Here is a 15,223-nt window from a genome sequence, read left to right as displayed (position 1 = left end):
TGACCCCCGCCTGCTTACTTGAACTTGGGCAGGTTGAACTGGGGCGGTACACCCATGCGGGTGTTGATGATCCACTGCTGTGCGATGGACAAAATGTTGTTGGTGATCCAGTACAACACCAGGCCCGAGGGGAAGAAGAAGAACATCACGCTGAACGCCAGCGGCATGAACCACATCATCTTGGCTTGCAGAGGATCTGGTGGCGCGGGGTTCAGGGCCGTCTGCAGCAGCGTGGTCAACGTCATGATCAGGGGCAGGATGAAATAAGGGTCTGGCGAGGACAAGTCCTGAATCCAACCCAACCAGGGCGCATTGCGCATTTCCACGCTGGACAGGAGCACCCAGTACAGCGCAATAAACACCGGGATCTGAACCATGATGGGGAAACAACCACCCATGGGGTTGACCTTTTCTTCACGGTAGATGCGCATCATCTCCTGTTGCATTTGCTGCGGGTTGTCTTTGAGGCGCTCACGCATCTCCATGATCTTGGGGTTGACCGCCTTCATCTTGGCCATGCTCGCGTAGGCCTTGGCATTGAGCCAGTAGAAAGCGATTTTCAGCAAGAGCACCAGCGCCACGATGGACCAGCCCCAGTTCTGGATAAAACCGTGCAGCTTGTCGAGCAACCAATACAGGGGCTTGGCCAGAATGGTCAACCAACCGTAGTCCTTCACCAGTTCGAGGCCGGGAGCCAGGGCTTCCAGCGCTTTTTCTTCCTGGGGGCCCACAAACAGGGTGGCCGCAATGGTTTGGGTCTTGCCAGGCTCAATGGCCGGCACCGGCGAAATCATGGTGGCACGGTAGCAGCAATCTGCCATGCCCGAGCCGATGTCCACGCCATCCAGAGAGTAGGAGCGCGCAGTGCCTGCAGGCAATATCCAGGCGCTGGCAAAGTAGTGCTGCACCATCGCGATGTAGCCGTTGTCGGCTTCCTTCTCGAAAGTCGCGCTCTTTTTCTTGATCTCGCTGAACTCTACCTTTTGGTACTTCTTGGCCTCGGTGTACACCGCAGGGCCCGTGAAGGTGGAGTAGAACGAGGACTCACCGGCCGGTTTGTTGCCGTCACGAACCAACTGCAGGTACAGCTGGGGCGACAGAGGGGCACTGGAAGCATTGGTCAGCTCATGCTTGACGGCAATGTCATAGGCACCACGACGCAGGGTGTAGGTCTTCACCAATTTCAAGCCGCCCACTTCGGGCGAGGTGAAGGTGATCACCAATTCGTCTTGGCCCTCTTTCAGGGCACGGTCACCACTGACGGTCATGACCGATTTGTGGGTGGGCGATACGCCGCCAGCAGCACCCGGAATGACACCGGTTTGCGCCAGGTACACACGGTCCTTGGAATCGTCCAGCAACACGAAGTTGCGGATCTTGTCGGCCATGTCCGAGTACTTGAGGAACTCGGAGCGCACCAGGGAGCCACCTTCGGTGTCGAATGTCAGCTTTAAGACATCGGTGTTCACCTCAAACCGTTCGCCGGCCACGGCAGGCGCAGCGGGCACCGCAGGAGCGGCACCAGCCGGCGCAGTCGCGGCAGGCACCAAGGCATCCGTTTTACCCGCTGGCGCTCCAGCCGCAGGCGCGGTGGTCTTGGCCGGGCTTGGAAAGAAAGTGGCTTTATTGCCATTGTGGATCTGCCATTGGTCCCAAAGCAACACCATGGAGAAGCCAAAGATCACCCACAAGATGGTGCGGCGAATATCGTTCATGAAGTTTTCTTTTCAGAAGGAGAGGAAATCAGACGGCCGAAGAGCCGGGGACGTTCGGCAGGAACCGGATCATGCCCACCCGCACACCAAGGGTGGCAGCGGGCCAGACGGGCCAACGTGAGATAAGAGCCCGCTGCAGCGCCATGCGTTTGCAGCGCTTGCAAAGAATAGGCGGAACAGGTTGGCTCAAAACGGCAGGCAGACCCCAGCCAAGGGCTCAGGAACAAACGGTAGGCCTTGACCAGCCCCATCAGTGCGGCCTGCATCATGGCTTGGCTACAACGGGCGAGGTTCGGGCACGGGCAAACAGCTGCTGCAACTCGCTGCGCACCGCGGCCTTGAGGGCATCCGAAGTGGCACTGGGGAATTGGGCGCGGTCAAACCCAGAGCGCAAACGCACCAAATGCGCACGCGGCTCCAAGCCCGTGGAGAATTCAATTCCCACGTTGTAGATCTGGCGCTTAATGGTGTTGCGCGTGACCGCGCGTTTGGCCCACCGCTTGGGCACCATGGCACCCAGCCACACCGCAGGTTCCGGAAACAACAAAGCCTCCGACACGTCGGAGGCTACTGTCAAAGCACGGGCGTGCAAGGCGAAGTGGGCTGTTTTGGACACAGTTATCCCGCCAAGCACCGCTTGAAACTGGGCACGGGTTTTGAGGCGCCGCACCGGGGCGTTGCCGGCATGTGGCGAATCCGCAAGGACCAAAAGCCAGTCAGCCTTGGTTTGCCAGATCCGCGCGAATTAGACAGCCAGGCGCTTGCGGCCCTTGGCGCGGCGTGCGTTGATCACGGCGCGGCCACCACGGGTTTTCATGCGGACCAGAAAACCATGGGTGCGTGCACGGCGGATTTTGGAGGGTTGGTAAGTGCGTTTCATGTGAATTTCCTAACAGGCTCTGTGGGTATCCGCACCGCCTCCCCGAGGGAAACCAAGGGGAAATGAGGCACGAATGTCGGTCTATCGCCCCGAACACAATCAGGGGAACCCGGCATTATCGCAAATTTTCTGAATCACAGCAACACCTTAGCGTCTACATGGTGTGCAGCACTGTAAGATTTGGTTTTGCCAGCCAGAATGTGGATAAAGTCTTGATAAATTACAATCCAGCGCGCAGCAATCCATAACTATCCACAGAAGCTGACCCCCACAATGACCCAGGGACTCCCCCCACATACACCAGATACCCACAGCCAGGAGCTCGGTCAAAGCCTGTGGCAAAGCTGCGTGGACCAGTTGGCCCAAGAGCTGCCAGAGCAGCAGTTCAACACCTGGATCAAGCCCCTGGCCGCTCAGGTACATGACGACATGTCCAAGGCCACCATTTTTGTGGCCAACCGCTTCAAACTGGACTGGGTACGGGCCCAATACAGCCAGCGCATCGCAGCCTTGCTGGAGAAGTTGTACGGTCAACCCGTCATAGTTGAGTTAGCGATCACTCCGCGTGAAGCACCTGTCAGGCAAGCCAGCATGCCCCGAGTTGCTGAAGTACCTACAGCCGTTGATGAAGTTGAGGTGGGCGAAGACCGCGTCAGTGGTGGCCCCAAGAACCGGCTCAACAGCCTGCTGACTTTTGAGAGCCTGGTTGAGGGCACGGCCAACCGCATGGCCCGTGCCGCCGCCATGCACGTGGCCACCATGCCAGGCCATCTGTACAACCCACTGTTCATCTACGGCGGCGTGGGTCTGGGCAAGACCCACTTGATGCACGCGGTGGGCAACCGCCTGCTGGCAGACAAGCCGGGTTCCAAAGTTCTCTACATCCACGCGGAACAATTTGTATCGGATGTGGTTAAGGCCTACCAGCGCAAGACTTTTGATGAATTCAAAGAGCGTTACCACTCGCTGGATTTGTTGCTGATTGACGATGTGCAGTTCTTTGCCAACAAGGACCGCACCCAGGAAGAGTTCTTCAACGCCTTTGAAGCCCTGCTGGCCAAAAAGTCACACATCGTGATGACCAGTGACACCTACCCCAAGGGATTGGCAGACATCCACGAGCGGCTAGTTTCGCGTTTTGACTCCGGTTTGACGGTGGCGATTGAGCCGCCCGAGCTGGAAATGCGGGTGGCAATTCTGATCAACAAGGCACGCGCCGAGGGTTCGGAGATGCCCGAAGAGGTCGCCTTCTTTGTGGCCAAAAACGTGCGCTCCAACGTACGCGAGCTCGAAGGCGCGCTGCGCAAAATCCTGGCCTATTCACGCTTCAACCAGAAGGAAATCTCCATCCAGCTGGCCCGGGAAGCGCTACGCGATTTGCTGTCGATCCAGAACCGCCAGATTTCTGTGGAAAACATCCAAAAGACCGTGGCGGACTATTACAAGATCAAGGTCGCCGACATGTACAGCAAGAAGCGCCCGGCTAGCATTGCCCGGCCACGCCAGATTGCCATGTACCTGGCCAAGGAACTGACCCAAAAAAGCCTGCCCGAGATCGGCGAGCTGTTTGGCGGGCGCGACCACACCACGGTGCTGCATGCGGTGCGAAAAATCGGGGGGGAACGCCAGCAGCTGACCGAGCTGAACCAGCAGCTCCACGTCCTGGAGCAAACCCTGAAGGGTTGAATGTAAAAACAAGTGCCAGACCCCTCAAGTCGCTATCAAAAAAGGGGAAAATGGTGAGATTGTTTGTAAATGCAGGGCTTTTCTGGGCCTTGCATCCATGGTTGAGTTTCAAAAAGAGGTTGACATGATCGTATTGAAGGCAACGCAAGACAAGGTTCTATCGGTTCTGCAGTCCGTGGCCGGTATTGTCGAGCGCCGCCATACGCTGCCTATCCTGGCCAACGTGCTGTTGCGCAAAACAGGGACATCGATTCAGCTGACCACCAGCGACCTGGAAATCCAGATCCGCACCACGGCCGAGCTGGGTGGTGACACCGGCAACTTCACCACCACCATTGGCGCACGCAAGCTCATTGACATCCTGCGCACCATGCCCGGTGACCAGACCGTGTCACTGGAGTCCAGCCAAAGCAAGATCATCCTTAAGGGCGGTAAGAGCAAGTTCACCCTGCAGACCATGCAGGCCGAAGACTTTCCGCTGGTGCAAGAAAGCGCCAGTTTTGGCCCCGTCTTCAGCGTGCCACAAAAAACCCTGAAGGACCTGCTGAGCCAGGTGTCCTTTGCCATGGCGGTGCACGACATCCGCTACTACCTGAACGGAATTTTGTTTGTCGCCGAAGGCAAGCAGTTGAGCCTGGTTGCTACCGACGGCCACCGCCTGGCTTTTGCGTCCGCCACACTGGACGTGGAAGTGCCCAAGCAGGAAGTGATATTGCCGCGCAAGACGGTGATTGAGCTACAGCGCCTGCTGAGCGATGCCGAAGGCGCGATTGAAATGCAGTTCGCCAACAACCAGGCCAAGTTCACCTTTGACGGCATGGAGTTCGTGACCAAGCTGGTCGAGGGCAAGTTCCCCGACTACAACCGCGTCATCCCCAAGAACCACAAAAACAGCATCACCCTGGGCCGTGAAGCGCTGCTCAAGACGCTGCAACGCACCGCCATTTTGACCAGCGACAAGTTCAAGGGCGTGCGCCTGAACATCGACCCCGGCAGCCTGCGTGTGGCGTCCAACAACGCTGAGCAGGAAGAGGCGGTGGACGAACTGGACATCGACTACGGCGGTGACAGCATCGAGATTGGCTTCAACGTCACCTACCTGATCGATGCCCTGAGCAATATGGGCCAGGAAATGGTGAAAGTGGAGCTGTCGGACGGCAACAGTTCGGCCCTGATCACCATTCCGGACAACGCGACCTTCAAATACGTCGTGATGCCCATGAGAATCTGACGCTATAAAAATAATAGCTACCTGCGCAATCAAACCCCCGGCCTTCGGGGGTTTGGTCATTAAAGAATCGAGAGAAAGTTAGCCATGACCGAAGAAAACAAGTCTGTTCCAGCCCCCGAAAACAACGATGGCCTCGTCCACACGGGCGATGCGGGCACAGACAGTTCCAACTTCCAGCCCACCATCGACACCAACCAGGCCGGTGCGACCGAGGCCTATGGCGAAGGCTCGATCCAGATTTTGGAAGGCCTGGAGGCCGTGCGCAAGCGCCCCGGCATGTACATCGGCGACACGTCCGACGGCACCGGTCTGCACCACCTGGTGTTTGAAGTGGTGGACAACTCCATCGACGAATCGCTGGCCGGCCATTGCGATGACATCTTGGTCACCATCCACTCCGACAACTCCATCAGCGTGGTGGACAACGGCCGCGGCATTCCCACCGGCATCAAGCTCGACGACAAACACGAGCCCAAACGCTCGGCCGCCGAAATCGCACTGACCGAGCTGCACGCTGGCGGCAAGTTCAACCAGAACAGCTACAAAGTGTCTGGTGGTCTGCACGGCGTGGGCGTGTCCTGCGTGAACGCATTGTCCAAAATGCTGCGCCTGACGATCCGCCGTGACGGCAAAGTGCACGTAATGGAGTTCAGCAAAGGTTTTGTGCAGAACCGCATCGTCGAGACGCAAAACGGCATTGAAGTCTCGCCCATGAAGGTCATTGGTGACACCGAAAAACGTGGCACCGAGGTGCACTTTTTGCCCGACACCGACATCTTCAAAGAAAACAACGACTTCCACTATGAGATCTTGAGCAAGCGCTTGCGCGAACTCTCGTTCCTGAACAACGGTGTGAAAATCCGCCTGAAGGACGAACGCAGCGGCAAGGAAGACGACTTCTCCGGTGCGGGTGGTGTGCAAGGCTTTGTGAACTTCATCAACAAAGGCAAGACGGTGTTGAACCCCAACATCTTCCACGCCATGGGCGACCGCCAGAGCGACCAGGGCACCAACATTGGTGTGGAAGTGGCCATGCAGTGGAACAGCGGTTTCAACGAGCAAGTGCTGTGCTTCACCAACAACATCCCCCAGCGCGACGGCGGCACCCACCTGACCGGCCTACGCGCAGCCATGACCCGCGTGATCAACAAGTACATCGACGACACCGAACTGGCCAAAAAGGCCAAGGTCGAAGTGACGGGCGACGACATGCGCGAAGGCCTGTGCTGCGTGCTGTCGGTCAAGGTACCCGAGCCCAAGTTCTCCAGCCAGACCAAGGACAAACTCGTATCGAGCGAAGTGCGCGGCCCGGTGGAAGACATCGTCAGCAAACTGCTGGCCGACTACCTGCAGGAACGCCCCAACGACGCCAAGATCATCGTTGGCAAAATTATCGAAGCCGCGCGCGCCCGTGAAGCCGCGCGCAAGGCCCGTGACATGACACGCCGCAAGGGTGTGCTGGACGGCATGGGTCTGCCCGGCAAGCTGGCCGACTGCCAGGAAAAAGACCCAGCGATGTGCGAGATCTACATCGTCGAGGGTGACTCCGCTGGTGGCTCTGCCAAGCAGGGCCGCGACCGCAAGTTCCAGGCGATCCTGCCCTTGCGCGGCAAGATTTTGAACGTGGAAAAAGCGCGCTACGAAAAGCTGCTGACCAGCAATGAAATCTTGACGCTGATCACCGCGCTGGGCACCGGCATCGGCAAGGCCGGTGGCTCTACCGGCAACGACGACTTCAACGTCGCCAAGCTGCGTTACCACCGCATCATCATCATGACCGATGCCGACGTGGACGGTGCCCACATCCGCACGCTGCTGCTGACCTTCTTCTACCGCCAAATGCCCGAGCTGGTCGAGCGCGGCCACATCTACATTGCACAGCCCCCGCTGTACAAGGTGAAGGCCGGCAAGGAAGAGCTGTACCTGCAAGGCCCGACGGACTTGGATGGCTTCCTGCTGCGCATTGCGCTGCTCAACGCCTCGGTGTTCACCGGCGGGCCCAACGGCACCACCATCAACGGCGACACCTTGGCGGAACTGGCACGCAAGCACCAGGTGGCCCAGGCCGTCATCGCGCGCCTGAAGAACTTCATGGATGCCGAAGCCCTGCGCAGCGTGGCCGACGGCGTGGCGCTGAACCTGGACACCGTGGCCGACGCTGAAGCCTCTGCCGCCGCGCTGCAGGCCAAGCTGCCCGATGCCGAAGTGGCCGGCGAGTTTGACGCCCGCACCGACAAGCCCATTCTGCGCATCAGCCGCCGCCACCACGGCAACGTGAAGAGCAGCGTGCTCACGCAAGACTTTGTGCATGGCGCCGACTACGCCGCGCTGGCCGAAGCCGCCAACACCTTCAAGGGCCTGCTCTCCGAGGGCGCCCGCGTCATGCGCGGCGAAGGCGAACGCCAGAAGGAAGAGAAGGTTTCCGACTTCCGCGAAGCCATGGCCTGGCTCATCACCCAAGCCGAGAACGGCACCAGCCGCCAGCGCTACAAAGGCTTGGGCGAGATGAACCCCGCCCAGCTGTGGGAAACCACCATGGACCCCACCGTGCGCCGCCTGCTCAAGGTGCAGATCGACGATGCCATCGAAGCCGACCGCGTGTTCACCATGTTGATGGGTGACGAAGTGGAGCCGCGCCGCGAATTCATTGAAACCAACGCGCTGCGGGCTGGCAACATCGATGTCTGACGCCATCACCCGCATCAACGCGCAGGCCCAGTGGTCTGACGCGGTGGTGCACCAAGGCACGGCCTATTTTGTAGAAGTACCCGAGAGCGGCACGGACATCACCAGCCAGTCGCAGGCCGTGTTCGCGCAAGCCGAGCGCACGCTGGCGCTGGCTGGTAGCGACAAAGGTCGCCTGCTTCTGACCACCATCTACCTCAAGCACATGGCAGACCGCGCCGCTTTCAACGCGCTGTGGCAGGCGTGGCTGCCAGAAGGCTGCGCCCCGGCACGGGTGTGCGTCAGTGCCGAGATGGCCAATCCCGACTACCTGCTGGAAATCGCGTTTACCGCTGCCGTGGCCTGAGGGCCACGCGCCCCACGGTGTTGACGACATAAGCCATCCGCATGTCCGTAGACATTCCTTTCCAAGCCTCCCCCGACAGCCTGGACCCCACCGATTGGAACGCGGTGCGCCAGATGGGCCACCGCATGCTCGACGACATGGTGGACATGCTGGCCGGGCTGCGCGAAGCGCCCGTGTGGCAGCCCATGCCAAACGATGCCCGCCAGGCCTTGCGCACGGGGGCGCTGCCCACCGAGCCCGGCGATCTGGAGACCGTGTACCAGGACTTCCAGACCCTGGTGCAACCCTATGGCAGTGGCAACAGCCACCCCCGTTTCATGGGCTGGGTGCAGGGTGGAGGCAACCCCGTGGGCATGCTGGCCGAACTGCTAACCGCCGCCACCAACCCCAACCTGGGCGGGCGCGACCATGCACCGATCGAGGTGGAGCGCCAAGTGATCCGCTGGGCGGCCGAGATGCTGGGTTTTCCGCAAGACGCCAGTGGCGTGCTGGTCACCGGCACCTCCATGGCCAACCTGATTGCCGTGCTGGTGGCACGCACGCGGGCGCTGGGCACGGACGTGCGGCACAGCGGACTGCAGGGCCGGCCGCTGGTGGCCTACACCTCGGTAGAGGCGCACAACTGCGTGGCCCGCGCCATGGACATGGCCGGCCTGGGCAGCGATGCGCTGCGCCTGATTGGTCTAGACGAACAACACCGCATGGACATGGACGCGCTGCAAGCCGCCATGGCGCAAGACCGTGCGGCCGGCCTGCAGCCCTTTATGGTGGTGGGCAGCGCGGGCACCGTGGATACCGGTGCGGTGGACGACCTTGCCGCGTTGGCCGCGCTGGCACGCGCGCAGGGCCTGTGGTTCCATGTGGACGCGGCCTATGGCGCGCTGGCCATGCTCTCGCCCGCGCAGCGCCCGCTGGTGCAAGGGCTGAGCCAGGCCGACTCGGTGGCCTTTGATTTTCACAAATGGGCGCAGGTGCCTTACGACGCGGGTTGCATTGTGGTGCGCGACGCCACGCTGCACGCGGCCACCTTTGCCAGCCAGCCGGCCTACCTGCAACGTAGCGTGCGTGGGCTGGCGGGCAACCAGCCCTGGCCCACCGACTTTGGGCCCGACCTGTCGCGCGGTTTCCGTGCGCTCAAGGTGTGGATGACACTCAAGACCTATGGCGCAGCCAAGCTGGGCCAGGTGGTCGCACAGAACTGCAGCCTGGCGCAGCAGCTGGCCCATCTGGTGGACGCCCAGCCACAGCTGGAGCGGCTGGCGCCGGTCACGCTTAATGTGGTGTGCTTTCGCGTGCTGGCGGCAGGTGTGGACCTGGACGCGCTGAACGCCGACATCGTGGCCGATGTGCAGGAGTCTGGCGTGGCGGTGCCGTCCACCACGCGCATTGGCGGTGTGCTGGCGATCCGCGTGGCACTGGTGAACCACCGCACCCGGTTGGACGATGTGCAGATGCTGCTAGGCGCCGTGCTGATGGCGGCGCAGGAACGGCTGGCGTTGGGCGATTTTCAAGCCAAATAAGGCCCTAGCCCTTGTAGATACTGCGCAAATAGCTCCTAAATTGATAGCAATTTGAGATGCCAACAACGATCGGCATGCCCCTTGCGTGCAATCGCGCGCATGACCGAAGTCGACTTTTCCCAGATCAGCGCCTACCAGCGCTACAAGCTCATGGCCAGCCTGATCGTGCCGCGCCCCATCGCGCTGGTCACCACGCTCAGCTCGCAAGGTGTGGTGAACGCCGCACCGTTTTCGATGTTCAACATGCTGGGCGAAGACCCGCCGGTGGTGATGCTCAGCATCAACCGCCTGCAAGACGGGCGGCTCAAGGACACGGCGGCCAACATCCTGTCGCAGCGTGAGTTTGTGGTGCACATGAGTGACGAGGCGCTGGCCGCCCAGATGCATGCCTGCGGCGAGAGTTTTCCGGCCTCCGTCAGCGAGCTGGACGCCGTGGGCCTGCACGCCACGCCCTCGCACAGCGTGCGCCCGCCGCGCATTACTGAGGCGCCCGTCGCCTTTGAATGCGTGCTGCACGAGACCCTGGAGACCGCCAGCCGTTATGTCTTCATTGGGCGGGTGCTGTGGCTCAGCGCGCGCGATGGCCTGATTGACACCGAGGCCTGGCGCGTGCGCCTGCAGGAATACCACCCGGTGGGGCGCTTTGGTGCCAGCTTTTACACGCGCTGCCGCGACCGATTCGCGATTGGTGACACCACCACCAGCAACCCTATCGACACGCTCTAGAGCGCGCCTTCGGCCCCCGTTCAGGCGCCGCTGCGCACCGGACCGGTGGAGGCCCGCACCACCAGCACCGGGTCGGGCACATGCACGATGGTGGGTTGGTGCGCGGGGTTTTCGATCAGGTCTAGCAGCAGGTTGATGGACATGGTGGCCACCTGCTCAATGCCCAGGGCCACGGTCGTGAGGGCCGGGCGCATGTCGCGCGCCAGCTGGATATCGGTCACGCCGATAAGTGAAATATCTTGCGGGATACGGATACCCCGGTCCGCCAGGGCTTGGCTGGCACCGTAAGCCATCAGGTCATTGGTGCAAAAAATGGCGGTCAAGTCCGAGTGCTGTGCCAGCAACGAGTCGGTGGCTTCGTGGCCACCGGCCACGGTGTCGCTCACATTGCGGACCATGGCGTCAATCAAGGTGCTGCCGCTGGCGGCGAGTGCGCTTTTGAAGCCGTTGAGGCGTCCGAGCTGCATACCTTCCAGGCCACACCCGACGATGGCACCGATGCGGCGGTGCCCCAGTTCCAGCAAATGCTGACCCGCAATCTCGCCAGCGCGATGGAAGTTCACCACCACGTGGGGAATCTGGTTGGCCAGGTCGACCTGTTCTTCGGACGCCAACACGATGGGCGAGCGGCGCGTCTTCAACTCGTTGATGTCGTCCGCACTGATACCGGTGTGCAGCACCAGCACGCCGTCAGCCAGGGTGCCGGCAATCTGGTGCAGGTAGGCACGGCCTATGTCGGGGCGCTCATCGGTGTTGCACACCATCAGAAAGTAGTTGCGGTGGCGCGCCACCCGCTCTGCTACCCGCACGAACTCGGGGTAGAAGGGGTTGTTGATGTCGGGTAGCACCAGCGCCACCATGGACGACTTGCCCTCGGCCAACGCACGCGCCATGAGGTTGGGCCGGTAGCCGGTGGCGGCGATGGCCTCTTGCACCTTTTGCACGGTGGCAGGCTTCACCTTCTGCGTGTTGCGCAGCACGTTGGAGACAGTGGCGGTGGTAACCCCGGCCAGGCGGGCGACTTCACTCAGAGTGGCCATGTGCGCTGCAACTTCGTGTGAATTGGCATCAATTGATACGTTTTTTGAAGCCTAGGATTTACCCTAGGACCCGGTTTATTTGCCGATACCCGTAGGTATACTCCAAAAATTGCTGAATTTAACCGCTTAAATTTTAATTTTCGGGGTGTTTCAGGGGAGCTTCCGGGATGTCGCTCCTCTGGGGAATCAGTGAACGTAGGCCTCAGGCCGGGCCAAAAATTTAACCGCTTAAATTTTGGAAAGGATGCCAGTCGCACCACCGTCATCACACGCTAACCGGAGACAACAAGCCCAGCGCACCAGTGTTCTACTGCGCGCCACTTGCCCACAACATTCATTGACACAGAGACAGGAAAACACACCATGAATTTCGCCAAACGCAGCACCCTCAGCACCATGATCGGCTTGGTCCTGAGCACCTCCGGCCTGATGGCCAGCCACGCCGCCCACGCGGGTGAAGTCACCATCTGGGCCTGGGACCCGAACTTCAACATCGCCATCATGCAAGAGGCGGCCAAGCGCTACACCGCCAAGCACCCCGGCGTGACCTTCAAGATCATCGACATGGCCAAGGCCGATGTGGAGCAAAAGCTGCAGACCACCCTGGCCTCCGGCGTGACCAAGACGCTGCCGGACATCGTGCTGGTGGAGGACTACAACGCCCCCAAGTACCTGCGCTCTTTCCCCGGCGCGTTTGAGCCCCTGTCTGGCAAGGTGGACCACAAGGCCTTTGCCAGCTACAAGGTCAACCTCATGAGCATGGGTGGCAAGGTCTACGGCCTGCCCTTTGACACCGGCACCACCGGCATGTACTACCGCAGCGACCTGATCAAGCAGGCCGGCTTCACCGACAAGGACATGCAAAACATCACTTGGGACCGCTACCTGGAGATCGGCAAACAAGTCGAAACCAAAACCGGCAAGAAGATGTTTGCCATGGACCCGCAAGACATTGCCAGCATCCGCATCATGATGCAGTCCGCCGGCCGCTGGTACTTTGACAAGGACGGCAAGCTCGATATCAAGAGCAACCCCGCCCTCAAGGCCGCCCTGGAAACCCAGGTCAAGTTCATGAAGACCGGCATCTACAAGCCCACCTCAGGCTGGGGCGAGTGGGTCGGTGCCTTGAACAAGGGTGACGTGGCGTCTGTGATTACCGGCGTGTGGATCACCGGCTCGGTCAAGGCCGAAGCCAGCCAGTCCGGAAAATGGGCTGTGGCCGCCACCCCCCGCCTGAGCGTGCCAGGCGCCACCAACGCCTCCAACCTGGGCGGCTCCAGCTGGTATGTGCTGGCCGCTGGCAAAGAGAAGGCTGCCGCAGCAGACTTCCTGAACGAGGTGTACGCCAAGGATGTGGACTTCTACCAGACCATTCTGCAATCGCGCGGCGCTGTGGGCTCCCTGCTGGCCTCGCGCAATGGCAAGGCTTACTCTGAAGCCGACCCCTTCTTCGGTGGCGCCAAGGTGTGGCAGCAATACAGCGACTGGATGGGCAAGGTGCCTAGCGTGAACTACGGCATTTACACCGCCGAAGGTGACGCTGCGGTAGCCGCCCAACTGCCAGCTTTGGCACAAGGCCTGCCGGTCGAGAAGGCGCTGGAAAACATCCACAACCAACTCGCCTCGCAAATCAAGTAAGCACACGGCAACACTGGACCAAAGGAGCACCATGGCGCCCAAGCCTACGACCAGCTACCGGCGTTTTTACGACGTCAACGGTTGGCTATTTGTTTCCATCGCGCTCGGGCTGATCGGGGTCTTCATGGCCTACCCGATCGTCCGCTCGCTGTGGATGTCCCTGCATGCCGGGCAGGGAACGGTGGTGGAGTTCGTAGGCGTGGGCAACGTGGTGCGTCTGGCCAGTGATCCGGTCTTTCTGAAGGCCCTGCAGAACACCTGCATCTTTCTGGTGATCCAGGTGCCCATCATGCTGTTGCTGGCCCTGGTCATGGCCAGCTGCCTGAACATGCCGAACCTGCGCTTTCGCGGGCTGTTGCGCACGGCGGTTTTTCTGCCCTGCGTGACCTCCCTGGTGGCGTACTCGGTGGTGTTCAAAAGCATGTTTTCGTACGACGGCTTGGTCAACCATGGCCTGGCCTGGCTGGGCCTCATCAGTGAACCCATTCCCTGGCTCAACGACCCGTTCTGGTCCAAGGTGGTCATCATCATCGCCATTACCTGGCGCTGGACTGGCTACAACATGATCTTTTATCTGGCGGCCATGCAGAACATCGACAAGTCGATCTATGAGGCCGCGCGTATTGATGGCATCTCGGCATATCGCCGGTTTGTCTCCATCACCATTCCCAATCTCAAGCCGGTGATCCTGTTCACCACGGTGACCTCCACCATCGGCACGCTGCAGTTGTTTGACGAACCCATGAACATCACCACCGTGGGCACCGTGTTCTCTGACAACACGCTCACGCTGTCCATGTACATCTACAACCTGTCGTTCAAATTCGTGCCCAACTTCGGTTATGCCGCTACGGTGTCTTACGTCATCGTGATGCTGGTCGCCGCGCTGGCCGCCATCCAGTTTTATGCCGCCCGGGAGCGCAACTGACATGAGCAACTGGGCTGAAAAATTCCGCATGGGCGGCGTCTACCTGTTCTTGGGACTGATGGCCGCGGTGTCGCTGTTCCCGTTTGCCTGGATGGTGATCAGCGCCACCAACGCATCCGTGGACGTGACCAAGGGCAAGTTCACCTTCGGCAGCGCGCTGCTGGAGAACTTCGAGAAACTCAACAAGAGTTTTGACGTGGCCCAGGTCTTCTGGAACTCCGGGAAGATTGCCATCGTAGGTGGCTTCTTCACCCTGCTCATCTCGTCTTTGGCGGGTTATGGCTTTGAAGTGTTCAGCTCCAAGGCTCGCGAACGCGTCTACAACGGCCTGCTGCTCACGCTGATGGTGCCCTTTGCCGCGCTGATGATTCCGCTGTTCATCCTGATGGCGCAATTCGATTTGCTGGACACGCACCTGGGCGTCATCCTGCCCGCGCTGGCGTCGGCCTACATCGTGTTTTACTTCCGCCAGAGCACCAAGGCCTTCCCCCCCGAACTGCGCGAAGCAGCGCGCCTGGACGGCCTGAAGGAATGGCAGATTTTCTTGTTTGTTTATGTGCCGGTGATGCGCTCCACCTATGCAGCCGCCTTCATCATCGTGTTCATGGCGGCCTGGAACAACTTCCTCTGGCCCCTCATCGTGCTGCAGTCGCCCGAGCTCAAAACCATCACCCTGGTTCTGTCCTCGCTGGGCTCGGCCTACTTCCCCGACTTCGGCGTGATCATGCTGGCGGCCATGCTAGCCACCTTGCCCACCCTGGTCGTCTTCTCCGCAATGCAACGGCAGTTCGTACAGGGCATGCTGGGCTCCGTCAAATAAGGTTTTTC

General features: G+C 60.3%; 14 protein-coding genes. 9 read left to right on the top strand and 5 right to left on the bottom strand.

Annotated features, from left to right (window positions below; translation table 11 throughout):
- Window positions 1-14: 14 nt before the first annotated feature.
- The 4 genes from yidC to rpmH all read right to left on the bottom strand — a co-directional run bounded on the left by yidC (window position 15) and on the right by rpmH (window position 2,595).
- Window positions 15-1,715, bottom strand: coding sequence for a membrane protein insertase YidC (gene yidC / locus C5F53_RS05495; RefSeq protein ID WP_105260263.1), 1,701 nt, complete (start codon window positions 1,713-1,715; stop codon window positions 15-17).
- Window positions 1,712-1,984, bottom strand: coding sequence for a membrane protein insertion efficiency factor YidD (yidD, locus tag C5F53_RS05490; RefSeq protein ID WP_105260262.1), 273 nt, complete (start codon window positions 1,982-1,984; stop codon window positions 1,712-1,714). Before yidD ends, yidC begins: the two co-directional genes overlap by 4 nt.
- Window positions 1,981-2,385, bottom strand: coding sequence for a ribonuclease P protein component (locus C5F53_RS05485; protein WP_105260261.1), 405 nt, complete (start codon window positions 2,383-2,385; stop codon window positions 1,981-1,983). The genes yidD and C5F53_RS05485 overlap by 4 nt, the downstream gene beginning before the upstream one ends.
- A gap of 75 nt (window positions 2,386-2,460) precedes the next feature.
- On the bottom strand, window positions 2,461-2,595 hold the full coding sequence (gene rpmH, locus C5F53_RS05480) for a 50S ribosomal protein L34 (protein ID WP_006299042.1): 135 nt from the start codon (window positions 2,593-2,595) through the stop codon (window positions 2,461-2,463).
- Window positions 2,596-2,868: 273 nt separating this feature from the next.
- On the opposite strand from rpmH, the gene dnaA reads away from it, so the two are divergent.
- The 6 genes from dnaA (at window position 2,869) to C5F53_RS05450 (ending at window position 10,789) form a co-directional block, all read left to right on the top strand.
- On the top strand, window positions 2,869-4,281 hold the full coding sequence (gene dnaA, locus C5F53_RS05475; protein ID WP_105260260.1) for a chromosomal replication initiator protein DnaA: 1,413 nt from the start codon (window positions 2,869-2,871) through the stop codon (window positions 4,279-4,281).
- Window positions 4,282-4,405: 124 nt separating this feature from the next.
- A complete protein-coding gene (dnaN, locus tag C5F53_RS05470; RefSeq protein WP_105260433.1) occupies window positions 4,406-5,512 on the top strand; it encodes a DNA polymerase III subunit beta in 1,107 nt (368 codons plus the stop codon).
- An 84-nt stretch (window positions 5,513-5,596) separates the two neighbouring features.
- Window positions 5,597-8,200: a DNA topoisomerase (ATP-hydrolyzing) subunit B gene (gene gyrB, locus C5F53_RS05465; protein WP_105260259.1), complete on the top strand. Its 2,604-nt coding sequence runs from the start codon at window positions 5,597-5,599 to the stop codon at window positions 8,198-8,200.
- Window positions 8,193-8,543 (top strand): RidA family protein, encoded by a 351-nt coding sequence (locus C5F53_RS05460; RefSeq protein WP_105260258.1) that lies wholly within the window; start codon window positions 8,193-8,195, stop codon window positions 8,541-8,543. Before gyrB ends, C5F53_RS05460 begins: the two co-directional genes overlap by 8 nt.
- Before the next feature lie 41 nt (window positions 8,544-8,584).
- A complete protein-coding gene (locus tag C5F53_RS05455; protein WP_105260257.1) occupies window positions 8,585-10,063 on the top strand; it encodes a pyridoxal-dependent decarboxylase in 1,479 nt (492 codons plus the stop codon).
- A 99-nt stretch (window positions 10,064-10,162) separates the two neighbouring features.
- A complete protein-coding gene (locus tag C5F53_RS05450; RefSeq protein ID WP_105260256.1) occupies window positions 10,163-10,789 on the top strand; it encodes a flavin reductase family protein in 627 nt (208 codons plus the stop codon).
- Window positions 10,790-10,809: 20 nt separating this feature from the next.
- Here C5F53_RS05450 and C5F53_RS05445 read toward each other — a convergent pair whose 3' ends face one another.
- Window positions 10,810-11,829 carry a LacI family DNA-binding transcriptional regulator gene (locus C5F53_RS05445; protein ID WP_105260255.1) on the bottom strand — a complete coding sequence of 340 codons (1,020 nt, stop codon included), beginning with the start codon at window positions 11,827-11,829 and terminating at the stop codon, window positions 10,810-10,812.
- Between the two features lie 363 nt (window positions 11,830-12,192).
- Here C5F53_RS05445 and C5F53_RS05440 point away from each other — a divergent pair, with 363 nt between their 5' ends.
- The 3 genes from C5F53_RS05440 to C5F53_RS05430 are packed head-to-tail and all read left to right on the top strand — an operon-like array spanning window position 12,193 to window position 15,215.
- Window positions 12,193-13,467: an ABC transporter substrate-binding protein gene (locus tag C5F53_RS05440; RefSeq protein ID WP_105260254.1), complete on the top strand. Its 1,275-nt coding sequence runs from the start codon at window positions 12,193-12,195 to the stop codon at window positions 13,465-13,467.
- A 31-nt stretch (window positions 13,468-13,498) separates the two neighbouring features.
- Entirely contained in the window at window positions 13,499-14,395 is an 897-nt protein-coding gene (locus C5F53_RS05435; protein ID WP_105260253.1) for a carbohydrate ABC transporter permease, read from the top strand.
- Between the two features lies 1 nt (window position 14,396).
- Window positions 14,397-15,215: a carbohydrate ABC transporter permease gene (locus C5F53_RS05430; RefSeq protein WP_105260252.1), complete on the top strand. Its 819-nt coding sequence runs from the start codon at window positions 14,397-14,399 to the stop codon at window positions 15,213-15,215.
- Window positions 15,216-15,223: the final 8 nt, after the last annotated feature.

The organism is Rhodoferax sp. TS-BS-61-7 (assembly GCF_002943465.1).
GTDB lineage: Bacteria > Pseudomonadota > Gammaproteobacteria > Burkholderiales > Burkholderiaceae_C > Allorhodoferax.
Note: the sequence above shows the minus strand (reverse complement) of the source record. Positions and strands in the feature narration are given on the sequence as shown.